Consider the following 26456-nt stretch of genomic DNA (forward strand, 5'->3'; position numbering starts at 1 on the left):
AAAAGTAATCCGCACCTAGATTATATCGGATATTTAAAACGCTTTCCGTGAGCATTCTATGACTAATCACATCATTTGTCGTACTTTTGTCACATTTTCACAAGGCTATTTCGGCTTTATCTTCTATTTAGTTTGTCCAATATTATGCAATAAAATCACAACCGTCTTCTTCAAATAGAGGGTCTCCATCCGTCCAACAGTTTGCTCATTGACGTACCCGCGTGCGATCTTTAAAATTCTAAACAAGTATAAACATCTTCGCTTCCTTATTAAAAGGGAAGCATCAAAAACTACTACAAATGAAGGGAGCAACGCTATGGAGCCGCTGACGGACCCTTTTGGACGTTTACATGATTATATCCGCATTTCGGTTACCGACCGCTGCAACCTGCGTTGCATTTATTGTATGCCAGCGGAAGGGATGGAATTCCAGCCGCAGGACGAGATTCTAAGCTATGAAGAAATCACCGCAATTGTGGAATCGCTAGCACCCCTTGGACTACGTAAGGTACGGCTAACAGGTGGAGAACCTCTTGTACGCAAAGACCTAGAGAAGCTAGTGACTATGATATCTGCCATTCCAGGGATTGAAGATATTTCACTGACTACGAACGGGTTAATGCTTCCAGCTAAAGCTGCGCTACTAAAAGAAGCTGGGCTGTCACGAGTGAACATTAGTCTGGACTCTTTACGGCAAGATCGCTTCTCTATGATTACACGTGGAGGTGAGGTCTCCAAGGTACTAAAGGGGATCGAGGCAGCACAAGCTGCCGGGCTGGAGCCGATCAAGCTTAACGTTGTGTTGATGAAAGGGATTAATGATGACGAGATCAAAGACTTCATCTCCCTTACGTTGAACAGTCCACTAAATGTACGTTTTATTGAATATATGCCTATCGGAAGCGCTACTGATTCTTGGCGTCAATCCTATCTGCCGCTGGAAAGGGTTATAGAAGCTTGTACTGCAGCCGGTTGGGAAACCGAGGAAGCTGAGATGCCATCTGGTAATGGCCCTTCCCAGAATCGGCGGGTTATTGGAGCGCAAGGAACGTTCGGTCTAATCCATCCCGTAAGCGATCACTTTTGCGATAACTGCAATCGTTTAAGACTAACAGCAGATGGCCATATCAAAGCTTGTCTGTATTGGGAAGATGAGTACAATGTCCGTCCCCTAATAAGCGATCCCGCAGCAGTGCAGGCCTTATTCCGCAAAGCTCTGGGTAACAAGCCACATAACCACGAAATGGCATTAGCCTTAGAAAAAAAAGCACAAAGCCACACGCCGACGGCTCGGCGTATGTCTCAAATTGGAGGCTAGTCCGTCTTATTAAAAACGCCGCTTTCCCCAAGCCATCTGGGAAAAGCGGCGTTTCATTTAGAGATTAAAGGATAGCCTCCGCCATCCACTATTATAGATATAGAGCCTCGAGCAGCTTGTAAAGCGTCGCTGCTGCTTCTGCTCTTGTAGCATTAATCTCAGGTCGGAACGTATTATCCTCGAATCCACCCAAAATACCCGCTGCAGCACCCGCTTTTACAGATACCTGTGCCCATTGTGGAATGGAGGTAAGGTCCGCGAAGTTCCCCTCTTTATCCGTTTGCTTATGGACATTAGCCTTCAAAGCATTGGCGAGCATAACTGACATTTCGGCACGGGTAATCTTTTCTGAAGGCTCGAAGAACATTTTGCCGTTCACATCATATCCACGAAGGATTCCGGCATTTACCGCCGCTGCTACATCATCTGCAGCCCAACCTGGAATCGCACTTTGATCCGCGAATTTCACTGTGCTACCTGTTGATTGCAAACCAAGCGCCCGTACAATCATAGAAGCGAACTGTGTCCGAGTAACATCCTCATTCGGACGGAAGGTGTGATCCTCGTACCCTTTCATGACGCCCATACCGATTAGTCGGTCTGTAAACGCCGTGGACCAATGATTATTCAAATCGGTAATCGATGGGGCCTGATAATTAAACACAGCATATTTGGCGAGCTGATTTACGCTTGCAGTTATAGTCCCACCTGTTTGACTCTGACCACCAACATAAAGCCACTTTTTAAGCTGTTCGTTGTAATAGTAGATAGCTGCTTTATGCCCCGATGTAATCTTGGTCGCATCGTAATTGAGGGACAGTTCCACAGGCTTATTGAGCATGCCTGCCTTGTCACTAGTAAGCTCTACTGCTGCACTCACAGCCTGAAGATCGCCCATTGCTGGCGTCTCACCAGCAGCAATGACCGAAAAGGCAATTTCACTGTTACCAGACAACGCTCCAGCCGGAATCGTAAAGCTGCCCACGTCTTTAAGTGTGCCCGTTCCTCCCTGCTGTGCTTTTACCTCCAATTCCACACGAGGAGTTGTAGAAGGCTGCTCTGTAGGAGATGGCGTCGCGGTAGGAACTGGAGTTGCAACTGGTCCGCTGCCCCCTCCGTTATTATTTCCCTCTCCACTGCTAGTGCCCGCGGTTACAACTACGGTGCGTACAACCTCAGTAGCCGCATTGCCAGCCAAATCTGTCGCATTGTACTTCAGTGTATAGGTTCCTGGAGTCTGAACATCCACTGTTCCTGTCACCAGGATAGAGCCTGCAATCCCAACCTTGTCAGTAACGTCTGCGCCCGGGTCCTTGAAGTCATCCCCTTGGGTCAGACTAAGAAGGTTATCCCCCTTCAAGGTAATCACAGGTGCTGTACGATCGATATTCACAGCAAGCGGCAATGTTGTCTTATTTTCTAAAGAATCCGTTGCCTTGAATTGCAGTTGATGTTGGCCTTCTTCCGAAATTCCAACCACTTTCCCACTTTCATAGGGTAGGAAATTTCCGTTTCCATCAGTCGCTAATTGAATGGATACATCCGCACCCGGAATATATACGCTAGCATACACGCTTACCGAAACACTCTGATTCGTCCAGTCACCACTTAGATAAGCTTGTCCGTTCTCAGTCTTTAATGTGCTATGAAGCGCCAATGGGGTGATACTATCATCTCCGCTCAGCGTTACTTCAAAAGCCTTCGTTTCCGTAGCCGATCCCCGCTGAATTGTAGCTGTTAAAGTCAGCTTCGTATCCATCTTTGGTTTGAAGGTTATTTTACCTTCATTGGTCATCAGGACCGGATTGGAGCTTTTCCACACAATACTTGTCCCGTGTTTGCCTTCGGTAGGCAACGTTAGATCAGAAGTTACTGCGCTTGTGTCTCCTAGATCTAATGCAGTCATAGTATCGTTAACAGCCTGCTGATCACTGTACGACTCTACATCTACAAAAATCGGATTGGAATAAAACCACATATCACTATAATTACGAGTATTGATCTCTTCGAAACGCGTTAGGTTATCGACGGTATTATTTTTAGGATCAATTTGAGGTTCCCCGTTAACTGTTTCTCCAGCAACATCAGTTCCAAGGTTAGTCCCTCTTAACCGGAAATAACGATCCTTGTCCGCTGCCCCTACCTTATACTTAATGACATTGTAGCCTTCGGCATCTGTAGTCCATTCCTCGCTTGTGAAACGTTTCAGCACTTTTGTTGTATCGTTAGTTGCTTTGGTGTACTCAGGTGAACCTGAATCAACCTTGCCATTGACTTCACCGGAGATCAAATCTACATGGTCCACCTTAACGGCGTCGCCATTATTATTTTGCTGTGGACTTTTGAAACGGATCGTAAGCTCTAGGTCGTCCCCTTGTTTTACGTCCAGTTCCCCGCCCATTTCTTCCTCTTGTCCATCTCCAGACACGTTAAACTCTAATGCGTTGATGAGATCTCCAAAGACAGAGAACGATTTCCCTGACCGCATGCCATCTACGACAGCGTTAATATCGGAGCCATCCACCCAGGTATAGTTCTTGGAATACTCACCAGGCCAGTAACCGCTAGAAAATTGATCATTTTTTGTTTTGAAATGAAAATCAGAGTTAGCAAAATTCCAAAATCTGCGGCCCTCACCCAGCAGTGCGTCCCACATTCCTCCAAGCTGTGCAACCTTGACGTCTGTACCTCCATAAGTCTCAGGCGTCTCTCCTCGGTCGCTCGCCATCTGATTGCCCAACATACCTTCAAAGCCGAAGACAAGATTCGGATCGATATTGTTAAAGTCACGGATATCCTCTACTTTAAGCTCCGAGCTTGTGCCATTTTTTCTGGAGGGGTGATTGATCAGTACATAGCTATCCGGATAATGACTGCTTAACCATTTCATAGCTGTGCGAGTATCTTCTTTTGTAGAAAAAGCTCTAGTATCCGCTGCACTCCACTCAGCCACATCTGCAGGATCGAACAAACTTACATCACGATTAGTAAATAAATATTCAAACTGATTAATAGCCTTCAAAGCTTCTGCGGACCCTGGATGATCTGTAACAATCCCAACCGCAGCATGATCATATTGGGGCATATCCCACTCAAAGCCGGAAAAAATGATTTTCCCAGCATATTTGCCTTCTGCCTGTAACTTCTTAATTTTCTCATTCTGATAATCCACAATGCCTTGAGACATCGGAATGGAGCCGCCGGGGAGATTCACCCCTTCGTCATCCCTGTTAGATACCCGAAGGTGATCAGCCAGTGCCATCCAGTCAAAACCATTTTGTTCAAATGCAGCATCGAGTACACTTTTCAATGACTCCTGAGCATCGTTCGATTCAAACGTATGTGCATGGTATTCACCTGTCATCCATTTCCCTGAATGTTCAGAAGCTGTAGCCGTGATATCAGGCGCTGATTCACCTGAAGCACTATAAACTGTCTGTAATGAAAAGTTGGGTGCTAACAATAATACGGCAAGCGAACTAGTTAGAAAAACGCGAATTTTGCTCTTCTTCAAAATGATTAATCCTCCGATGTCTTTTGGATTTTCTACTATTCTATATTTAGAATAGTAGAAAATTGTAAAGACATGTCGGATTTTGTTGCAGGTTTATGTAAATATTCATATCTACATAAACACTGCCGATTTATTTCTTTTGCATTGGCAAGCTCACTACAAAAGCCGTTCCTTCACCCGGTCGGCTGGCTACGGTTACTTTACCTTTATGCAGCTCAACGATCTTCTTAACCAGTGATAGGCCCAGGCCGCTACCTCCCCCGCTCGCTGTTCTAGCTTTGTCTGCCTTATAGAAGCGATCAAAGATGCGAGGTAAGTCTTCTTCAGAGATCCCAATCCCACTATCTTGAATCTCCACCTCTACCCGCTCATCTACCGTTCGAAGCTTGATATGAATGCATCCATTCTGGGGAGTGAATTTAATGCTGTTATGGAGAAGATTGATCCAGACCTGGGTCATTAAATCTTTTACCGCAGTTACATTCACTTCTTCCAATTCAGCCTCTACCTCTATATTTTTCTCCAGCCACTGTGGCTCAGAAGCCAGAATCGTATCTCTAAGCTGCTTTTCCAGACGGTAAACCTGATTTTCAAACGGAAAATTGCCCGATTCGAGCGCGGACAGCTTTAATAAATTATCACTGAGCCCAGATACGCGGGTACTCTCAGCCACGATAATGTTAAGGTAGTGCCTCCTGCTCTCCACACTCAGAGTCTCATCCTGCAGCGCAAGAGCAAACCCCCGAATCGAGGTTAGTGGAGATTGAATTTCATGTGATACATTGGAGATAAAATCCTGGCGCATGGTCTCCATCTGGCTCAGTTCACTGGCCATGACGTTGATACTCTCTACAATCTCGCCGAATTCACCATAATCCTTAGTATTATCCAGTACTACATTGAAATCACCTTTAGCAATACGCCCCAAGCCTTCGATGATCGATTTATAAAAAACACGTTCCCAGCCCCGGAATAACTTGGAGGATACTAATGCCATCATAAACAAGATTACAATACCGACCATCACGCTGATTAATTGGACTACATACTCCGAGGAAGGACGCCCAACCCTGCTATATATCCAGTTCATTAGGAAATAAGCTGCACTCCAGCTAATCGCAACGCCAATGAAATAAACTAAAATCATCCCAATTCGCTTAACAATCTCCTTAAATCGATTCATGCCTCAGCCTCCAGCCGATAGCCTAGCCCCCGAATGGTACGAATAACAAATCCGTATTTATCAGGGGCGAACCGTTCACGCAAACGGTTGATATGCACATCGAGCGTCCGCTCATTCCCTTCAAAATCATAACCCCAAATCTCTTCGATCAGCCTGTCTCTGGTCAATGTCTGCCCCGGATAACTGCCCAGCTTAAACAACAGCTCAAATTCCTTAAGCGGCAAGGTAATTTCCCCATACCCTGAGGAGACCTCGTAGGTTTTGCGATTCATACGCAATCGGCCTACGGTCACACTTTGCGCGGCAGAAATCTGGTATCGTTTAAGCAGCGCCTTTACTCTGGCAATAAGTACCACCGGCTCAAATGGCTTGACCAGATAATCATCGCTACCCAGCTCAAAGCCTTTTACAATTTGTGAGGTTTCCCCTTTGGCTGTCAGCATTAAAATCGGGAAATCATAGTTCTGGCGCAGCCGCCGGCATAGCTCCCAGCCGTCCATGTTGGGCATCATCACATCAATAATAGCTAAATCTATGTTATTACCTTCCAGAATCTGAAGAGCCTCCAGTCCATCGGAAGCTCCATAGATCCCATCCATTCCTTCAGCTCTCAGAAATACTTCTACCAATTCGCGGATGTGCGGATCGTCGTCCACTACTAGTATTTTTGTCATGTAGCACTGGAGCCTCCTCTTTAATGTCCTGAACCTCGAGGTTATTCATCTGTAGCTGCTGGGTGGCAAATTCACGATACAGCTCATGGTTTTCCAGTAGTTCCTCATGACTTCCCATTCCGGTAATTTGACCCTTTTCCATAAAAATAATCTGCTCTGCATTGACAACAGTAGCCAAACGATGCGCAATTATAATCGTAGTTCGACCCTTCATCAGATTGGACAGTGCCTTCTGCACCACGGCTTCCGATTGGCTATCCAGACTGGAAGTGGCTTCATCAAGCATAAGAATCTTCGGGTTCCGCAGCAGTGCTCTAGCTATAGCAATCCGTTGCCGCTGTCCACCAGACAGCTTCACACCTCTTTCACCGACATCCGTATTATATCCTTCAGGAAGGGCATCAATAAAGCCATCTGCATAAGCCATTGCTGCTGCTGCGTGCATCTCCTCCCTGCTAACGTCACGATCCAATCCGTAGGTTAAATTCTCAGCGATTGTACCAGCCAACAGTGGGCTTTCCTGCGAGACATACCCTATAAGCTTCCGCCATGAACGCAGTGAGAATGTAGACACTGGCTTGTCACCCAGCTTAATCAGACCTGACTGAGGCTCGTAAAAACGTTCTAGCAACGAGAACAACGTAGTCTTGCCGCCCCCGCTCGGTCCGACAATAGCCGTCACCTGACCGGGAAGCATCTGGAAGCTTACATCATTCAATACCTTCTTACCATTTTTATATCCAAAGCTTAATCCCTCTACTGAGATCGGACCTTCTGTGCCATTTGCCTCTTCCTGTCCCTCGTATACTTCCTCTTCTGCTGCCAAGGTCTCAATAATACGCTCTGAGGCACCCTTAGCCTTCTGAATCTGTGTGAAGAACGTAGTCAATTGAGTAAGTGGCATAATAATCTGAATAAGATAAAGAATAAAGGCGACGAGTTCTCCAGCCGTCAAGACGCCGGAAGATACCTGCATCCCGCCATAACCGATAATGACCACAAGCAGCATCATAAAAACAAAGGAGACGAGTGGACTGATCATCGCGCTAATCTTGCCTTCACGAATACCAAAGGAAAGCAGGTTCATAATTCCAGTCTTGCCTGCCTCGTACTCTTTTTTCTCTGCGCCTGAGGATTTGACCAGACGGATCTCAGATAAAACACCACTAAGTGTAGCGGTAAAAGAAGCTGTCTCGTCTTGCATCCCCTTGGAAATTTTGTACATCTGCCGTCCAAGCGGTACTAGAATCAGCGCAGAAAGTGGAAGAACAGTGAATAGAACAAGTGTCATTTTCCAATTTAAAAATAGCAGAACTGAGATCGAACCTACAATGGAGATCACTCCGGTAAATAAACTGGCTAGATGTTCAGAAATCAGCGTCTTGATGATCCCTGTATCATTCGTCATGCGGCTGACACTTTCTCCCGTTCGGTTGTCATTATAATAAGCCACAGGCAGAACTAGAAATTTACGCCACAGTCTGTCCCGCAGACCTGCAACCATCTTCTGGCCTGCATAATTGAGCAGATAGATAGAGATCCCTCCCGCGATCGTCTGCGCAATAAACGCGGCTGCTATACCCGCAATTTGCAGCTTGCTCACGGAGGCCAGAGAGAAGCCATCCACCAAGTTCTTAGTGAACATCGGGATGACCAGACTGACCAATGTCGATATCATGCTTAACGCAATGGCTATAGCCAATAAGCCGTATGAAGGCTTGGTTTCTCTTAGTAGCGTTATGAACGGCTTCAGCGCCATCTTTCGCTTGGATTCGGATTTCTTCATGACAATGACTCCCCTTTTCTTAATGGCTCTACGAGAAAAGCATAGTCATATCTTTCTCGCCTTACACCCATCGTATCTGCAGAATGTAAACTGAAGTTAAACGCGCCGATCAGACAATAGTGCCTTGTCACTACACATCCTAAGGGAATATCACAGGCCAAAATAACGCCGTTATACTTAGCGTTTGCACCTTGTACGTACGCGTTCACGCATTTTTTGTCGCTTATCGTCTCAAACATAAATAAAACCCAAAATAATGCAAAAAAGTAAAAAAGGGTGTTTGTATCCCTTTTCAACACGTGTTACAGTGATAGAAGGGCCTACTATTGGCCACTCTACTCCATGCAAGATATTTAGTGAGAAAGGAGTAAACCATTTGCGAAAAGGCGTTATTCCATCTTCTATCACGTCTTTAAAATGGTTCAATTTTTTTGTATATGGAACCATGGTCCTCTTCACCAGCTTCTTTCAACTATACCTGCTGGATGTAGGAATGAACAAATTAGAGATCGGTGTCTTATTCTCTATGGGAGCGCTTGTATCCATATTTGCAAATCCATTTTGGGCGTTCTTAACAGACCGTTCTCAGAATATACGGCGTATCGTTTTGCTTATGTTATTCGGAACGCTAGTGTTCTCACAGTTTATGTTTCGAGCAAATACATATGAGACGATCTACAACACCATTATTTTGTTCTATTTCTTCCAAGGACCACTATTTGCTCAAAGCAACACGATGATTCTCAGCTATATTGACGGAACTAATCAGCGTTTCCGTTCTTTCCGGCTTTGGGGTTCAATAGGGTGGGCACTGATTGCGATTGTCGCCGGCTTTATCCTGGATTGGGCTGACGTATCCATCTTGACCTATTTGCTTACAGCGTTACTAGGTGCATCAATCCTATCCGTTCTTGTATTGCCTAAAATTAACCATACGATTATGAGAGCTCCGATGCCGTATAAGGGCTTAAGTAAGTTGATTTTTAATCCCTTTTTCTTGTGTTTTTTATTGTTTGGTATTCTGGTATCCATACCAAACACTATGAACACCACATTTATATCCTTGTACATTACGGATCTGGGTGGCTCTAAAAAAATGATTGGTCTTGCCGTATTCCTCTCCTCCATTTTGGAGGTAGGCGTATTCGTTCTCTGTGACCGGTTCCTGAAACGTAAAATTTCTGTTCTGCTCGGCTGGCTTGCATTGGTCAGTGGTTTGTTCGTTCTGCGTTGGTGGTTTATGGCTGATGCGACTACTGCCCTTCAAGTGGTGTTCATTCAAATTTTACACTGCATAACGTTCGGCGGCTTCTTCTATGTAGGTACCCAATTGACGATGCTCCTGATTCCACGTCCTTATCGCTCTTCCGGACAAGCGCTCTACACCCTAAGCTGGAGTGGGATATCCGGTTTCATTGGAGGTATTCTCGGAGGTTGGATGTATCAGTATCTGGGTGCACAGAGCATGTATCAGACGGGTGTGTTCTTGACGCTTATTGGAACGCTTGGCTTTGGTTTCATGTGGCTCTTTGTTAGCCGTGGAGGGTATCGCCCCCCTTCAGAGGAAGATGAAGAGATCTTCGACATCGAAGCATTATAATCAAGTATAAACGCCTTCGGTGTCCTTATAAGGACGGTAAGCGTTTAAGCGAGAAATATAAGACATGAAGTATAAGTGCAAAACTTATACTTTCTTATATTTTCAACAAAAAGCAGGCTCAAACGTCCCGAATAGGTACGTTTGAGCCTGTTTTTTGTTGTTACCTTGATTCATTTATCTGTTTAGCCTTGTTTAGGAGGCTGAAATGAACTCTTCAGTGAAACGATAAGATTGAATACGAGATGTCCAGGCGCTGAATATTTGCTATCCACATTAAAATAGCCATGACGGAAGAACTGGAATTTATCCTGAGCCACGCTATCCTTAAGCGCAGGTTCAACAAACCCTTGCAGGATTTCTATGGACTTAGGATTAAGCTGATCTAAGAAGCTAGGCTCCGATTTCTCTACCGAGGAATCCAAACCTTCAACCTCCACAGCCTCATCCGCTTCCTCAGCAGAAATCAGAGGCTCGTATAGACGGAATTCCGCAGGAACTGCTTGGCTAGCTTCAACCCAGTGCAACGTACCTTTTACCTTGCGGCCTGTAAATCCACTTCCACTCTTCGTTTCTGGATCATACGTACAATGCAGCTCCACTACCTCGCCATTCTCATCCTTAATAACTTCATTACATTTGATGAAATAAGCATGCTTCAGACGTACTTCATTGCCAGGGAACAACCGGAAATATTTGTTCGGCGGATTCTCCATAAAGTCATCACGTTCCACATAAATTTCACGCGAGAATGGAATTTGGCGTACGCCCATTTCTTCATTCTCTGTATTATTCTCCGCTTCAAGCCATTCTGTTTGACCTTCTGGATAGTTGGTAATTACAACCTTAAGCGGTCGTAACACAGCCATAGTACGCGGTACAGTTAGCTTAAGATCCTCACGAATAAAGTGCTCCAGCATTTGCAGGTCCACCAGACCCTGACTCTTAGAGATACCCGCTTCATACACGAATTTACGAATCGCTTCAGGAGTATATCCTCTACGGCGTAGACCAGAAATCGTAGGCATCCGCGGATCGTCCCAGCCATCCACATGTTTTTCGTCTACAAGCAGCTTCAGCTTACGTTTACTAGTCATTGTTTGAGCGAGATTCAGACGGCCAAATTCATATTGATGCGGAACAGAAGGCATCTCACATTCCGCTACGACCCAATCGTAGAATGGACGTTGATCTTCGAATTCGAGTGAGCAAAGGGAGTGAGTAACCCCCTCAATAGCATCTTCTAACGGATGTGCGAAGGTATACATTGGGTAGATACACCATTTATCGCCTGTGTTATGGTGATGTGCATGTGTAATCCGGTAAATTACAGGATCACGCAGGTTAATGTTCGGTGACGCCATGTCGATCTTGGCGCGAAGAACCTTCTCACCGTCCTTGAATTCGCCTGCACGCATACGCCGGAATAGATCCAAATTCTCTTCGATACTACGATCGCGATGCGGACTGTTCTTTCCTGGTTCCGTCAGCGTTCCACGCAATTGACGAATTTCATCCGCACTGAGGTCATCGACATAGGCTTTGCCTTTTGTAATTAATAATTCGGCACGTTTGTACATTTCCTCAAAATAATCAGATGCAAAACGCAGCTCTTCCCATTCATAACCGAGCCACTTTACATCTTCCTGAATCGAGTTCACATATTCCGTATCCTCTTTAGCCGGATTCGTGTCGTCAAATCTTAGGTTAGTCTTGCCACCGAACTCGTCCGCCAGTGTAAAGTTAATCCAGATCGCCTTGGCATGTCCGATATGTAAATATCCGTTCGGCTCCGGCGGAAAGCGTGTGATAACTTCCTTTACTTTACCGGTACGGAGGTCTTCGGTAATAACATTCTTAATAAAATTGGAGGGGGTGCTACGGTTCTCCACAGCTATCAACCTTTCATTCTGTAGTGTTACACTACTTCTTGTATAAACATGTTTCCTACTAATATACCCGTTAACCGTAGATTGATCAATAAAAGGGGACACAAGGCATGGATCATTTTTTAGTGTCTTTAGACCTTTTGACTTCTCTGCGGGCGATAGAGTAGCATGATTATCATAAGAAATAATCCATAATCATACATAAGGCCTTGTGCCTGAAAAGGAGGCAACCGCTTGTTTAATTATGTCATCGATGAAGAGCTGATGTTAAAGCCGCTAATGCCAGAGCATGCTAGGCACATATTCGCGTTAGTGGAGCGCTCGCGGGAACGGATTAGGCAATGGCTTCCTTGGGTGGATGCCGTTACGGAACAGGATCACAGCCTTAATTTCATCCAAAATGCTATAAAACAAGGCACCGAAAATGGCGCCTTCACCTCCGGACTTTGGGTACGCGGCGAGTTAGCTGGCGTCATTGGGTATCACCAGATTGACTGGCATAACCGATCCGTTGGGCTCGGTTACTGGCTTGGTGAAGGATATGAGGGCAAAGGCTATATGACTAGTGCCTGTCGGGTTCTAGTAGACTATGCACTACTGGAAATGGAGCTGCAACGTGTAGAAATTCGCTGCGCGACCAGAAATGTTTCCAGCCGGGCGATCCCGGAACGGCTTGGTTTTGTCCTTGAGGGTGTGATTAGACAGGCAGAGAAACTGCCTGATGGCTACGTCAACCATGCCGTTTACGGTTTATTGCGTAGTGAATGGCAGCTGCTCGGCTAAGTTAGGCTAAGCAAGCAACACATATAAGCTCATAAATAGAAATAAACCTGGAAGGCATACGCCTCCAGGCTTATTTTGGTTTGTAGATAGTGTCTAACTCTCCGGCTGACCCAGCTGTTTTCGAAACTTGTTCCGAACTACGGCGGAGAGAGTTTCAAGCTCCGCAAGAACTGCCAGTGCAGCTTCCTCTTGCAGCCCTACTTGCATTAAATGTAGTACATGCGCCACGGACGCACCGCCAGCTCCACTTTCTTTTTTGACAATCACATCTCCGGTTGAAATCTTTCCTTCACGAAGCACACGCAAGTAAAATCCGCTATATCTAGTGTCCAGCACTTGAGCTGGGAGATCTGCCGGGCCATGCTTTTGTGAGATTTTGAAGCAAGGATAACGTGGCTGGCTGACCTGCAACACAGTAGTACCTATTTCGTACACATCGCCAATGCACACGTCTGTCTCTAATAAGCCAGCAGTTGTTATATTTTCTCCGAAGGCAGAGTATTCCAGTTTCTTCCCAAGCTGCTGCTCCCAGTGGGGATAATGCTCGATGGGGTAGGCACAAACTGCCTTATCAGGGCCCCCGTGATGTTTCAGATCCGCCTGACCATCTCCGGCAAAACCATTGGTATTTAGCTGAACTGATCCTTCTACAGGCATTTTATAAATTCCAGTCTCCAAAGGTTTCCCCCGATAATCCACCGTTATCGGCCGCCCCACATTAAGCGAGATGATCTCCATATCCTTCTCCTCCTGTCAGCATGCAGCACATAAATATTTCATCCACATATCGACCGCCAAGATAAAACTCCTCCCGCAGACGTCCCTCTTCCACGAACCCACATTTACGATAAAAAGAAAGCGCTGATTCATTACAGGATAGTACGCGTAGACGAAGCTTACGAATAGAGTTATCTGCAGCATGTTCCTTAATAGCCTCTATGAGCTGACGGCCAATACCTAGACGTTGATAATCCGGATGAACAGCAATATTGACCTCGCACACATGCCTGTTACTCTCCATTCGACTAGGGCGGCCAAACCCAACATATCCGCATAGCTTGTCATCCTTTAGCGCTACTAGCTGCGAGCCCGGGGGAGCATTCAATAGGTAATCCTCTTGAGAACGCCACATTAACGGCCCCGGGCTAGTGTCCTCCGTCCAGATCATATGATCCAGATGAATCAGTTCCCGCACGTCTTTAATCTCTGAGAACCTTATTATAAACCTATCCCTGTTGCAAAGTTTCATAAAGATGTACACCCCTTGCCTTGCACCTCTATAGAATTCACAGTAGATCATTTGAATCCACTATGCTCAACTATCCTAATGACTGCTCCAATGAATTTCCTCGGCGGTTGATATACGCATGAACGATAAAGAATCCTACGGATAACAGTGCCATCGCACATGCCAACCATGCGGTAGGCGCTAAGCCTCCACTATCGTATAACCTGCCCATTAAGTATGGTCCAATCACCCTACCGACTGCCCCCATGCCTCCACTTAGCCCTAAATAGAAAGGAGCACTGCGACCTGCATGATCTGAAATAAAGGAAGGCATGGCCGGAGATATCAGCATTTCCCCAAGCGTAGCGAGTACCATCCCAAGCACTAGACCTGAATAAGTCGGCATCCATAAAAGAACAGCATACCCACCCAAATAAAATAGAGCACTTACAGTCATTTGCGCCGTTGAGGTAGATGCGAACCAGCGTTTAATTACTGTTACGAGCGGCTGAGCTGCAAAGATGAGAATTCCGTTAAGCGTCCAGAGAAACCCATAAGTCTTCTTAGGCCAGCCCTCAGAAATAATGAATGGAGATACCCCTGTATTCCAGATAGAGTTCCCTAATAGTAGGAACATCGAGGCAATACCCATATAAAGATAAATTCGTGTATGCCCCATTAGCTTCCAGGTGGATTGTTTGTCAGGACCAGCCTTCTGGTGTTCTGCGACCTCCTGTGAAGAATCTTCTCCGACTTTCTTGAGGTATACAAAAAAGAATACGGCAAATACCGCTGAAGTTACGCCGTTCATCACAAAGCTGAGCATATAAGAAATATCGGCCAAAAAACCACTTAACGCCGTACCTAGTGCTACACCAATATTATTGGCGACATAAATAACATTAAACAGCTCTCCGCGCTGCTTCGTAAAACGAAAGCCGATAAATGCCTGAATCGCAGGTAATGACAGTGAATTAAAGAGCCCTACCAGTCCCATCGCGACCATAAATAGCGTCCAGTTGTTACTTGCTGCCGGCAAAGTGAACAGTGCAAGTGCATTCATGCCCAGCGCTCCAACAATCAGCCGGTTAACGCCTACCTTATGATAGAGTGAGCCCCCGAGTAGTTGACCCACAATCCCTCCAACCGATTGAATCAGAATCACTAACCCAGCATCCGACATGCTACGTCCAAGCTCATCAAAAACGTACATTGTAACCAGTGGCCACATCAGTGCACTACCCGTTGCATTAATAAGGCTAGCAATTAAAAATATCTTAACTTCTTTAGGATAATTCTGTAAAAACTTCATAAGTAGTGTACATCCCCTGTAATATATGTGTCATTATTCCATCCAGTATTATCCCAAAACAGGGTTAAGGGCAAGCAGACGCATTGACGTGCTATTGTGATAAAGTCTCAGTATACTTTACCTCTTATTTAGGACTAACTTCTACCGTAGCTGAGAAAAAAGTGGCACCGTTCACGTCCGCAGTCCTCCCTATTTCTACTATCTATTTATATTTTATAGTTGCCGCTATCGTACGTAAAGTAGACTAAACAATAATGAAGTGTTTCGTTATTACAAAGTCGGGGTAATAGAGCCTAGAAACACTCCCCCTTTTAAAATTCGCTGTGCATCCGAATTCGTTCCCCCGAGCTCGGATACATCACGGCGGATTTTATTTGTCTACACAGCAAAAAGCACCCCTCGACTATTCTAAGGAGTGCTCTATAAGATAGGTTTAGGCGTGTTTTTTCACACCGCTGCCGGACATGCTGTCCACGGATTGAATAGATGCCGGCTCTTTGCGCAGGTAAGCCATCCAATAAGCTGCCGCAACAAAGATCGCACCGCCCGTCAAATTGCCTAGCCATACCGGAACAAAATTGTTGAAGTACTCTCCCCATGAAAAATAGCCTTCAAAAATAGCTGCCGGAATTAAGAACATGTTGGCTACAACGTGCTGGAAGCCGATAGCTACAAAAGCCATCGTTGGGAACCAGATGCCGAGGATTTTACCACTGAAATTATCTGCTCCATAGGAGAGCCATACCGCCAAAGCTACAAGCCAGTTACAACCGATACCGGAAACAAATGCCGGCAAGAAGTCTGCCTCAAGCTTATGTCCTGCCATCTCCACCAATTTTTCCAAATATACACCGTCAGAGGTTAAACCAACCACGTGACCGAAAAAGTAAGCTACAAACAAAGCTCCCGCTAGATTGCTCAGGGTAATCAATACGAGATTCTTAACAACTTCCCAGAAGGATATCTTCTTCGCCATAAAAGCGAGTGGCACAGCCATCATATTGCCTGTCAGTAGTTCTCCCCCTGCAAGCAGTACTAGAATCAACCCAACAGGGAAGACAGCTGCCCCAATAAAGTTAGCGATGGATCCCCATTCATGTGGTGCGCCAGCTATGACGCGAATATCCAGTAAAAATCCGAGCGCGATAAACGCTCCTCCCAGAAAGCCCAGAATTAATACGGTGCTTAAAGGATTGTGCGCTTTTTTCATGCCGTTCTCAACCGTGACTGCGGCTATCTGCTGCGGTTTACTATAAGCCATGATTCCTATCCCCTTCATCTATTTACTTAAAATTTGTTCCTTTACGACCATTGTAGCGTGTCATAAAATACATTAACGTGATAATTATCACTATATGAAAAACTAAGTGAAAATTTTCACTGACATGTCAAATTTAACGAGGCTCATCCATAATTACAATTTTAAGAATAGGCTCCATATTATTTTAAAGGTAAATGGTACCAGCCTCAATCACAAAAAACCGGAGCCATGTATGGCTCCGGTTTACCAAAACTTTATTGTTCATATGCAATTAAATTATACGGTTACTGCCTCTTTGCTTGGTACTGATGTCGGTAGCGCTTCAAGGCCTACTGTATTCAGGAAGTTCCAAGGCTTGTTGTAATGAGGTTGGAAGAAGAAATCGATAAAGGCAAGCTGATCGATTGTCATTTTATTTTGAATACATACTGATACTGTGTTGATCGATTGCGTCAAATCCGTCTTGGACAGGATTTGCGCTCCAAGAATGCGGCGTGTCGCGCGATCAAATACCACTTTTAATTGCACCTGCTCGAAGGTTGGCATAAATTCTGGACGGTAGTTGTCAATAATCATGGTAGTTTCTACGTCCATTCCTTCAGCCTTAGCCCCTTCTTCAGTAAGACCGGTAGCAGCGATATTATCTTCATAAATCTTAATGCCCGAAGTCCCTTGAGTACCCATATAAGGAATTGTCTCTGTCACTAAGTTACGTGCGACCAAAGTGCCCATCCGTACTGCATTGGTTGCCAGTGGAATATAAGCGTGCTTACCTGTAGGGTTGTAATGAATCGCGCAGCTGTCACCAGCAGCATACACATCCGGGCAACTAGTCTGCATATAATCATTGACTAGAATTGCGCCATTTGGCAGCATATCCACTTGACCTTTTAACAGCTCAGTATTCGGACGGAAGCCGATGCAGAGAATTACAAGATCCGCCTCATGCTCCCCTTCGCTTGTGATAACCTTGGTAACTTTGCCACCTTCACCAGCAAAAGAACTTACCTTCTCATTCAGCGCTAATTTAATACCATGATCCTTAAAGGATTGTTCGATCGGCGCAGTAAACTCTGGGTCCAAATATTTATTCAAAATACGATCTTCACCATCAATCAGCGTAACTTGCTTTCCGTTCATTTGGAAGGCTTCCACCAACTCAACGCCGATATATCCAGCGCCTACGACTGTGATTTTATTCGCTTGTTTAGCTTTTTCTATAATGGTATTGGAATGATCATAGTTCTTGCAAAGCAAGACGCCTTCCAGCTCAATCCCTTCGAGCTTCGGCACAATCGGCCATGATCCCGTAGTCATAATCAGCTTATCGTAGGTATCGTCAAACTCCTGTCCGGTTGCCAAATTGCGAACACGCAATGTTTTGGACTTCGTATCCACAACGGTCACTTCATGACGCATGTTGGTCTTTACACCAAGCTCAGCAAGCTTCTCAGGGGAAGAATAGAACAGCCCGTGTGGGTCCTTGACCACTCCACCTACATATAAAGCAATGCCACAGGATAAGAAAGAAATATTATCATTACGCTCATACACCGTAATCTCGGCTTCCGGGTGAAGCTTAGCAGTATTTACAATTGCGGCAGTTCCGGCATGGGTACATCCAATGACAGCTACTTTCATTATTTTCTTCCTCCTTCAAATGGACAACCTGGTTATATATTCGAATTGCTTGACTGACCAAATTAGATATCTGATCACCGATGAGTTAATTGTGATTTATTTCACTTTATAAAATGATTATATTGTGATATTTATCACATTGCAAGTCTTTTCGCCTATATTCTCAGATTGTTCACAATTTTAAGCATTTTCCGTCACTGCTGCCGATTGCGACCTCGTTAGCTTTGCCATGGGCGTAGGACATTATGTTCTGCCCCCTCAGGATATACTTTCTTATAACGCGCAAAAAAGGCTTCCCCCTAAACCAACAGGGAAAAGCCTGATCATAAACTGAATTTACACCAAACCGTGAATCACGCCGTCCTCATCCATCCATAGTGCCTCAGCAGCCGGCTTAGCCGGTAGACCTGGCATCGTAACGATATTGCCCGTAATCACGACAGCAAACCCTGCACCGAGCGAAAGGGTTATATCACGGATACCTACCGTGAAACCTTCAGGAGCGCCAAGCAATCTAGGCTGATCTGAGAAGGAATAAGGGGTCTTCGCCATACATACTTGAAGATCATTTAACCCAAGGCGCTCAATCACCGCTAGGCTTCGTTTGGCCGCAGGGGAAAAGTTCACCTCCGCACCACGGTAAATTTCTCGAACAATCTTGGTGATTTTGGAAGAGATGTCGATTTCATTCTCATACAAAGGAGCAAAACGTTCAGTGTCGCTATGGTCCAGGAGTTTCTTTAGTTCCGAAGCCAACTCTTGTCCGCCCGCACTACCTTCTGCCCATACCTTGGATATTGCCGCAGGAACGTTCAATCGGCGACAAGCCTCCACAACATCAGTAATCTCTTCTGGACTATCGCCTTCAAAATGATTAATGGCAACAAGAACAGGCACCCCAAACTTGCCGAGATTCTCTACATGACGCTCCAAATTAGACAAGCCAGTGCGTAGCGCCGTCCGGTTCTCAGTTTGGAGCTCATTCTTAGGTACACCACCGTTATATTTCAAAGATTTCACCGTCACGACAAGCACTGCCGCTGAAGGGGTTAGACCCGCTTGCCGGCATTTGATATCCATGAATTTCTCTGCACCAAGATCCGCTCCGAAGCCTGCTTCCGTAACCACAACATCTCCCAGCTTGAGTGCATATCGAGTACCGATAACACTACTGCAGCCATGGGCGATGTTCGCAAATGGACCACCGTGTACAATAACAGGAGTGCCCTCCAAGGTCTGCACCAGATTAGGCTTAACGGCTTCCTTCAGCAGCGCTGTCATCGCTTCAACTGCCCCTATTTGCTCGGCCGTTACAGGCTGTCCCTCTTGGTCATATCCAATCAAAATACGGTTCAGACGCTTTTTGAGATCAGTCAGATTATCGCATAGGCATAATACAGCCATAATCTCAGAAGCTGTTGTAATCTGAAATCCACTTTCCCGCACGGCTCCATTTCCATCTCCGAGTCCGGTCACGATATTCCGCAGACTGCGATCATTCATATCCATCACGCGTTTCCAAACGATACGCTGCGGATCAAGACCCAGCTCATTACCTTGGAAGATATGATTGTCAATCATCGCAGATAATAAATTATGTGCAGAAGTCACCGCATGAATATCACCCGTAAAGTGCAAATTAATCTCATCTGCCGGAATGATCTGTGACTTGCCGCCGCCCGTGGCACCGCCTTTCATGCCTAAGCATGGTCCGAGGGACGGTTCGCGCAAGGCAGCCACGGTCTTTACCCCTGCTGCGTTCAATGCCTGTGCCAGCCCAATGGTTGTTAAGGTCTTCCCTTCGCCAGCAGGGGTCGGATTCACCGCAGTGACCAATACCAGCTTGCCATCTGGCTTGTTCTTCATGTCCTCCCATAAGGACGGTGAAAGTTTACTTTTATATTTTCCGTATAGCTCCAGATGCTCTTCGCCAATTCCCGCTTGTGCTGCTACCTCTGTAATTAACTTCATGCTTGTATTGAACCCTCCTGCCGTTATTATCCTGCTGTATTCCACGCTTTATGCATATTTTGCATGGGCATTACATTCTCTTCAAAGAATACATGGTCTCTGTAAAGCGTCAAGTATAATTTATCACAACAAAATTTAAGGCGCCTGTTCTATATTCTTATGTAAAAAAAGAAAATCCCGTCGAAGCTCGGCAAAGACCGAGGTCGAAAGGATACTTGTAAAATAACAATTCATCAGTCCCTAAATGATCTACAATAAGGACTCAATCTGTTCTGACATCGTTTCTGGCGATTCCTTTGGCTCCACACGAGCTACTACATTACCGCCACGATCAATAAGAAACTTCGTGAAATTCCAGCTAATATCACTGCTGTCGCCAGTACCCGGCTGTTGCTCTTTTAAATAATTGAAAAGAGGACTGGCATCCGGTCCATTCACATCCACTTTGGAAAACACAGGAAAGGTAACGCCATAATTAATCTGACAGAATTCTTCTGCCTCTTCACTTGTACCCGGCTCCTGACCCGCAAATTGGTTGCAGGGGAATCCTAATACTACAAGTCCCTGATCCCTATACTGCTCGTATAGCTTCTGGAGATCCCCATACTGCGGTGTAAGTCCGCATTTACTAGCCGTATTGGCAATCAGCAGTACCTTACCTTCATACTCTGTAAATGACACTTCTTTACCCGAAGGCGTAACGCCGGAAAAATTGTAGATCGACATCCTAATTCCCCTTCCTTCCATGGACTTAGACTACACTACGTATCTTACCCGAATTGTAACAGATTGCAACTTATCGACACTTTCTGTAAACACTAATAACAAGCAAAAACGCCTTCGGCGTCCCTAAAGGACGGTAAGCGTTTATGCGTGAAATATAAGGATAAAGTATAGTGTTAAACTTATAATTTCTTATATTTAGAAAAAAGCAGCCCTATGTATTTCTAAGGACTGCTCTCTATCACTCTGTTATTTGGATACTGGTACGACATCATAATATTCTTCCAGCGTAATCCCTTTATCCGCAATATAAGTAGCTATATCCTTGCCCACATAACGGATATGCCAAGGCTCATACTTATATCCTGTAATGTCCTGCTTTCCTTCTGGAAAGCGGATGATATAACCATATTCCGTTGCATGCTGCGCTAGCCACTCCGCTTCCTTCGTTCCACCGAAACAGCTCTCCGCAGCACATTTTCCGTCACTTCCTGAGACATCGATAGCAAGCCCTGTCTGATGCTCGCTATAGCCAGGCACGGCACTGTAAGTACGAGCCAGTTCTTCTCCGTCTTTCTTAACATAACGATTGAACAGCCTCGTTTGGGTTTCCTTAGAACGGTAGGCTGAAACACCAGCCAAGTAAATCCCGTCTTCCTCTGCGCCTGCGAACAGTTTCTCTAATGCTTCGGCAGCTTCCTTACGCATCATACGCTTCTCGATTTTCTCTTTAAATGTAAACCGTACTTCCGGGTAGACTAGATCCGTTGGCTTATAGTTCTCCGGCAGTCCATACTCCTTATTCACCATCACAGCTATGCTGTCAGGCTCTTTAAAAGAATCATCAGTGCTATTTCCCTTTCCGTCATTATCCGGTTCGGACGGATCAGAGGGATCCGTAGTATTCGATGGATTAGCTACCACTGGGTCTGTTATGCCCTCTTCGGTGCTATTACCATCTTCACCAGGCTTAGCTTGAAGATCATCCTGCACATTTATATTGGAACCGCTACTATCTGAAGCAGAAGGAGAAGGCGTCGTATACTTCCCAATCCCCCACCCAACAGCAATAACGACAATTAACAAGATTATTATTTTCAATTTTTTAGACATCTGCAAGATCTTCCTCCTCGAAGTCGAAACACTCAATTTATCTATTAGACAGGCTTTCCTTCAAAAATGTTACACTAAGATCCTTTTTTAGACAAATATCGCTCGGATAATTGTGTCTACAAAATAAAGTTACCATAGGTAATTAGCTTGTCCGCTAACTTCCCTATGGTAACAAGTTTTAGTTATGAAATTCCACTCACATTATCTGGATGTGCCTCTGCCGCCGCTTTTAAAGCCGCCGGAGCTGCCACGTCCACCCCGTGAAGAACCCGCATTTCCGCTGTTGCGGCTGCCTTTACCAGCACCACCCTTGGCACCGCTATAGCCGCCTTTGCTACCTTTACCACCTTTGCCGCCGCCTCTAGACGGGCCTGTACCGTAGCCGCTGCCTAAGCCGCCTCGTGGTGTGCCGCCAACGTAGGCACCGCCGTCTGCACCTCTGGCTACGTTCTCGCTGTAGCCAGTGCTTGGGCCGCCCTTCCGGTTCGCGCCGCGCGAACCGGCGCTAGGCGCTGCTGCGTTGCCGCTAGCTGGCGCATCGCCTCTGGAGGCGAAGGCGCCATAGCCGCCGCCTACTCGCACTACGCCGGCAGCCTTGCCGCCGCCCTTAGGTGCGGCAGCGTCAGAGCCGCTGCCTCCGCGCTTGCCAGCCGCCGCATCAGAACGACTACCGCGGCGACCTTCTGCAGGCGCGCCCCAGCCGCCTGCTTCCTTACCGCGGCCGCGGCCACCTTGCCGCGCTCCGCCTTCGCCGCGTGGAGCACCGCCGCGGCCGGAGCCGCCGGTCTTCGGTCCGCGGCCCGTGCGCGCTGCCTCAGCGCCGCCGCTTTGGCGACCGCCGTGGCGTCCGCCGCCTTGTACTGCGACGAATTCGCCAACGCCGAATTCATCCTTGTCGTAACGGCGGCGATCCAGGCGCTGCGAAATGCCGTGCTCAATCAAGTCTAGTCCATCTTGCTCACGCGGAGAAGTGAACGTAATAGCAAGCCCTTTACCTCCGGCACGGCCTGTCCGGCCGATCCGGTGAATATAGCTATCCACATCAAGGGGCATATCATAGTTAAAGATATGCGTGATACCTTCAACATCCAGACCTCGAGCCGCTACATCTGTAGCCACAAGAAGCTGCAGTTTCGCATCACGGAATCTTTTCATCACACCTTCACGTTTACCTTGGGACAAATCGCCGTGCAGCTCATCACAATCATAACCTGCTGCTTGGAGTGCTTCGTTCAGCTTGGACACCCGACGTTTGGTCCGGCAGAAAATAATGGCCAAGTAAGGACGATCCCGTTCAATCAATGCTTTGAGTGCCTCTTCTTTATTACGATCCGAGACTTCCACTACCTGCTGCTTGATATTATCCAGCGGAATCGGAGAACCACTCTTAATAATGATATCCAAAGGCTCTTTCATGTAATTAGCAGCGAGACGTTTAATCGGATCTGGCATCGTCGCAGAGAACAACATCGTTTGACGACGATAAGGAACAGCCGTAATAATGGTCTCTACATCCTCCAAGAATCCCATATGCAGCATTTGATCCGCTTCGTCCAGAACGAGCATCTTAACACCACTAAGGTCGAGCGTCTCCCGGCGCATATGATCTAGCAGTCTGCCCGGTGTACCGATAATAAGATGTCTGCCACCTTCCAGCTTACGCAGCTGCTTCTCCACATCCTGACCACCATAAACGGCCAAGATTTTGATATCCGTATGACGTGCCAGCTTCCGTGCCTCTTCTGTAATCTGCAAAGCCAGCTCACGTGTTGGAGCCATAATCAGCGCCTGCGGATAAGCTCGCTCCGTGTGGATCTTGTCCATAATTGGCAGCAGGAAGGCCATTGTCTTCCCTGTACCTGTCTTTGCTCTTGCTATTACATCTAGCCCTTGCACCAATGGCGGTATAGCTTCCTGTTGCACTGGTGTAGGCTTAACGATGCCTTGGCCTTGAAGCAATGTACACAGTAATTCTGAAACACCTAATTCTTTAAATCCCGGCAAATTCTCCACCTCACTATTTTCTCAGTTAAATTTGATTACATCTCTTACTTAACTTCCGTCTTCCAAAGCCCTATTCAGGTAGCCCCTACCCGACTGTCCTTTTGGGGGCGTATGCTACAGATTCAGCTATATTTAAACAAAAGCGGAAGAACCCCGTCACCGGCATTCTTCCGTCCCATGTATCCCTTGACCCGTTAAAAGAGTGCGGTCAAAGTTCGGTTTCTGGGCAGCAGCGATCCACCGGACGTTTAGACGGCACTCCATTTGCGTTCCATTCCACTTTATACAATAGAAGTAAAGTTAAGCTTAGAAAGTTATCTTTTATATTGTACTTGATAGAACGGCATTTGTGTGAACCTGCAGAATAATAATTATTTTATCCTGCAGGTTAGAACCTTCCCGATTTAAAAATCGCATAGATCAACCACAAGAACATCAGAAGCGCTATTACGCCGCCAATCTCCACTGTAGGGAAATTCCATAACACTGAAGGCTGACCGCGCATCGCAGTGCCTAAAATGAGTCCAACCATGATGATACTGAACGCAAGCATCACAATACTAAATGCTAAGCGGTTCCCAACCCGGTCAAGCTTTCGCTCCAGATGCTCGAGCTCAGGTGCCGCAATCTCTACCTTTAGCTTTCCCTTAGTAATTAGCGCAGATAACTGCTTAGCCTGCCCAGGAAGCTCCAGAAGACTCTCTGCTAAATCGGCTACGCCTCCGAGGAACTTACGCTGTAATCGGGGTCCACTAAATCGCTGCTTCACAAGTTCCCGTCCAAAAGGCTCTGCCATCTCTAAAATGCTAATCGTTGGATCCAAGTTGCTAATGACACCCTCAAGCGTCAGCATCGTCTTGCCAAGCATCGTTAGATCCGGGGGAAGGACTAATCGATGCTTGCGAGCAATGCCAAACAGATCATTTAGCGCTTTACCTATGCTCATCTTGCTGAACGGAACATCATAATATTCCTCGCGAAGTCGATCCATATCATTATGCAACGCCGCTCGATCCGCATCCTCAGGGATGACTCCGAGACGCAAGATTGCCCGGACCATAGCATCCGTATTCTTGCGCATCAGTGCGATGACAAGCGCTGACAGCTGCTCTTTCATTTCTTCGTTCAATCGCCCCATCATGCCAAAATCAATCAAGGCCAGCTTCCCATCAGCCATCCGTATAACATTTCCTGGATGAGGATCAGCATGGAAAAAGCCATGAATGAAGATTTGTCTGAGCATCATTTCCACGAGCTGCTGAGCGATAACCTTAAGCTTAACGCCGTTATTCAGTAGCTCATCACGACGACTCAGCGTAATCCCTACTACATATTCCATGGTCAACACCCGCGTTGAAGTATAGTCCCAATAGATATCCGGGATGTACACTCCATCATAATCCATCTGTTGAGCAATTTTCTCAGCATTACGCCCTTCTTGGCTATAATCCAGCTCGCCAAGCAGCGATTTCGAGAATTCCTCCACCATACGGGATAACTGATATTGCCTTGCCCAGCCTAGCTGCTTCTCAGCAAGGGCACTTAGATCTTTGAGAATTTCCAAATCCCTGCTCATCGTTCGCAGAATACCAGGGCGCTGAACTTTAACAGCCACGACCTGCCCACTGTGAAGAACAGCTCTATGCACTTGACCGATCGACGCAGCCGCAAGAGGAGTGTCCTCAAAGGAACTAAAAATTTCATCCATCTGTTGATCCAGTTCATGCTCCACAATCGTGCGCACTCGCTCTGCAGGGAACGGGGGCACATTATCCTGTAGTTTTACCAATTCTTGAATAATAGAATCAGGCAGCAGATCTGAACGGGTACTGGCGAGTTGACCAAGCTTAATAAAGGTTGGACCCAAATCCTCCAATACTAGCCGAATCCGCTCCCCGAGCGTAAGACTTGTATGTGCTTCTTGCGTTACAAGACGGCGTGGAAGGGATAATAAATGATAGAGCCCCAGCTCCTCCACCATATAGCCAAAACCATGGTGCATAAGCGCCATGGCAATGGACCGGTATCGTCCGGCATGTCTGATGCGTACTGCCATTTAGTCCGTACGCGTTTCCGCCGATGTTCCTTCTAGGTGGGAAATCCCCTCTAGCTCGGCCAATCGGCGCTCCAATACAGCAATTCGGCCTTCCAGCTCGTCAATATCACTTTGTACAGGAACCTTCATTTCCTTCAACACGCGTTGTACTTGCTCTTGTACAACAGACTTGAGCATACCTCGCTCTTCTTCACCGCGTTCAATCAGACGATCAACGAGGGCCTTAGACTCCGAAGGAGCAAGCTCTCCGCGTTTCACTAATTCTTCAACAACCTTTTCTACTTTTTCCTTACTAACAATGGTGAGGCCCACTCCTAAAGAGATCGCTTTTTTAAACAAATCACTCATAGTACTTTCCTCCCAAAGATTCCGTTTCGTTACAAACGGAGTTGATGACTAAAGT

At 46.2% G+C, this 26456-nt stretch carries 19 protein-coding genes; 3 read left to right on the forward strand and 16 right to left on the reverse strand.

Annotation, left to right across the window (positions count from 1 at the left end; genetic code table 11):
• Positions 1-316 precede the first annotated feature (316 nt).
• The gene (gene moaA / locus L1028_RS02205) at positions 317-1318 is read left to right on the forward strand and encodes a GTP 3',8-cyclase MoaA (RefSeq protein ID WP_234530778.1); all 1002 of its coding nucleotides are present in this window, start codon (positions 317-319) and stop codon (positions 1316-1318) included.
• 91 nt (positions 1319-1409) lie between these two features.
• Here moaA and L1028_RS02210 read toward each other — a convergent pair whose 3' ends face one another.
• From L1028_RS02210 to L1028_RS02225, 4 genes are all read right to left on the reverse strand, one after another.
• Positions 1410-4832 carry an S-layer homology domain-containing protein gene (locus tag L1028_RS02210; RefSeq protein WP_234530780.1) on the reverse strand — a complete coding sequence of 1141 codons (3423 nt, stop codon included), beginning with the start codon at positions 4830-4832 and terminating at the stop codon, positions 1410-1412.
• Between the two features lie 130 nt (positions 4833-4962).
• On the reverse strand, positions 4963-6015 hold the full coding sequence (locus L1028_RS02215; protein ID WP_234530782.1) for a HAMP domain-containing sensor histidine kinase: 1053 nt from the start codon (positions 6013-6015) through the stop codon (positions 4963-4965).
• Complete coding sequence (locus L1028_RS02220; protein WP_234530784.1) at positions 6012-6689, reverse strand: response regulator transcription factor; 678 nt, start codon at positions 6687-6689, stop codon at positions 6012-6014. The genes L1028_RS02215 and L1028_RS02220 overlap by 4 nt, the downstream gene beginning before the upstream one ends.
• Entirely contained in the window at positions 6619-8475 is a 1857-nt protein-coding gene (locus L1028_RS02225) for an ABC transporter ATP-binding protein (protein ID WP_234530787.1), read from the reverse strand. The genes L1028_RS02220 and L1028_RS02225 overlap by 71 nt, the downstream gene beginning before the upstream one ends.
• Before the next feature lie 376 nt (positions 8476-8851).
• Between L1028_RS02225 and L1028_RS02230 the strand changes: the two genes are divergently transcribed.
• Positions 8852-10075 carry an MFS transporter gene (locus L1028_RS02230; protein ID WP_234530789.1) on the forward strand — a complete coding sequence of 408 codons (1224 nt, stop codon included), beginning with the start codon at positions 8852-8854 and terminating at the stop codon, positions 10073-10075.
• Positions 10076-10257: 182 nt separating this feature from the next.
• On the opposite strand, the gene L1028_RS02235 is transcribed toward L1028_RS02230, so the two are convergent.
• The gene (locus L1028_RS02235; RefSeq protein WP_234530791.1) at positions 10258-11964 is read right to left on the reverse strand and encodes a glutamine--tRNA ligase/YqeY domain fusion protein; all 1707 of its coding nucleotides are present in this window, start codon (positions 11962-11964) and stop codon (positions 10258-10260) included.
• 231 nt (positions 11965-12195) lie between these two features.
• Between L1028_RS02235 and L1028_RS02240 the strand changes: the two genes are divergently transcribed.
• The gene (locus L1028_RS02240; RefSeq protein ID WP_234530793.1) at positions 12196-12744 is read left to right on the forward strand and encodes a GNAT family N-acetyltransferase; all 549 of its coding nucleotides are present in this window, start codon (positions 12196-12198) and stop codon (positions 12742-12744) included.
• A 93-nt stretch (positions 12745-12837) separates the two neighbouring features.
• On the opposite strand, the gene L1028_RS02245 is transcribed toward L1028_RS02240, so the two are convergent.
• The 11 genes from L1028_RS02245 to L1028_RS02295 all read right to left on the reverse strand — a co-directional run bounded on the left by L1028_RS02245 (position 12838) and on the right by L1028_RS02295 (position 26401).
• Complete coding sequence (locus L1028_RS02245) at positions 12838-13482, reverse strand: MOSC domain-containing protein (RefSeq protein WP_234530795.1); 645 nt, start codon at positions 13480-13482, stop codon at positions 12838-12840.
• Positions 13463-13993 (reverse strand): GNAT family N-acetyltransferase, encoded by a 531-nt coding sequence (locus L1028_RS02250; RefSeq protein ID WP_234530805.1) that lies wholly within the window; start codon positions 13991-13993, stop codon positions 13463-13465. The genes L1028_RS02245 and L1028_RS02250 overlap by 20 nt, the downstream gene beginning before the upstream one ends.
• Before the next feature lie 70 nt (positions 13994-14063).
• The gene (locus L1028_RS02255) at positions 14064-15284 is read right to left on the reverse strand and encodes an MFS transporter (RefSeq protein WP_234530807.1); all 1221 of its coding nucleotides are present in this window, start codon (positions 15282-15284) and stop codon (positions 14064-14066) included.
• 433 nt (positions 15285-15717) lie between these two features.
• Positions 15718-16545 (reverse strand): formate/nitrite transporter family protein, encoded by an 828-nt coding sequence (locus L1028_RS02260; RefSeq protein WP_234530809.1) that lies wholly within the window; start codon positions 16543-16545, stop codon positions 15718-15720.
• A 276-nt stretch (positions 16546-16821) separates the two neighbouring features.
• Complete coding sequence (locus tag L1028_RS02265; RefSeq protein WP_234530811.1) at positions 16822-18186, reverse strand: FAD-dependent oxidoreductase; 1365 nt, start codon at positions 18184-18186, stop codon at positions 16822-16824.
• 336 nt (positions 18187-18522) lie between these two features.
• Positions 18523-20157, reverse strand: coding sequence for a formate--tetrahydrofolate ligase (locus L1028_RS02270; RefSeq protein ID WP_234530814.1), 1635 nt, complete (start codon positions 20155-20157; stop codon positions 18523-18525).
• Positions 20158-20406: 249 nt separating this feature from the next.
• Positions 20407-20883 carry a glutathione peroxidase gene (locus L1028_RS02275; RefSeq protein WP_234530816.1) on the reverse strand — a complete coding sequence of 159 codons (477 nt, stop codon included), beginning with the start codon at positions 20881-20883 and terminating at the stop codon, positions 20407-20409.
• A 246-nt stretch (positions 20884-21129) separates the two neighbouring features.
• The gene (locus L1028_RS02280) at positions 21130-21993 is read right to left on the reverse strand and encodes a M15 family metallopeptidase (RefSeq protein ID WP_234530818.1); all 864 of its coding nucleotides are present in this window, start codon (positions 21991-21993) and stop codon (positions 21130-21132) included.
• 201 nt (positions 21994-22194) lie between these two features.
• Complete coding sequence (locus L1028_RS02285; protein WP_234530819.1) at positions 22195-23997, reverse strand: DEAD/DEAH box helicase; 1803 nt, start codon at positions 23995-23997, stop codon at positions 22195-22197.
• A 388-nt stretch (positions 23998-24385) separates the two neighbouring features.
• Positions 24386-26053, reverse strand: a complete 1668-nt coding sequence (locus L1028_RS02290; protein WP_234530829.1) for an ABC1 kinase family protein — start codon at positions 26051-26053, stop codon at positions 24386-24388.
• Positions 26054-26401, reverse strand: coding sequence for a phasin family protein (locus tag L1028_RS02295; protein ID WP_042131416.1), 348 nt, complete (start codon positions 26399-26401; stop codon positions 26054-26056).
• Positions 26402-26456: the final 55 nt, after the last annotated feature.

It is taken from the genome of Paenibacillus pseudetheri (assembly GCF_924513355.1).
GTDB classification, from domain to species: Bacteria; Bacillota; Bacilli; order Paenibacillales; family Paenibacillaceae; genus Paenibacillus_AQ; species Paenibacillus_AQ pseudetheri.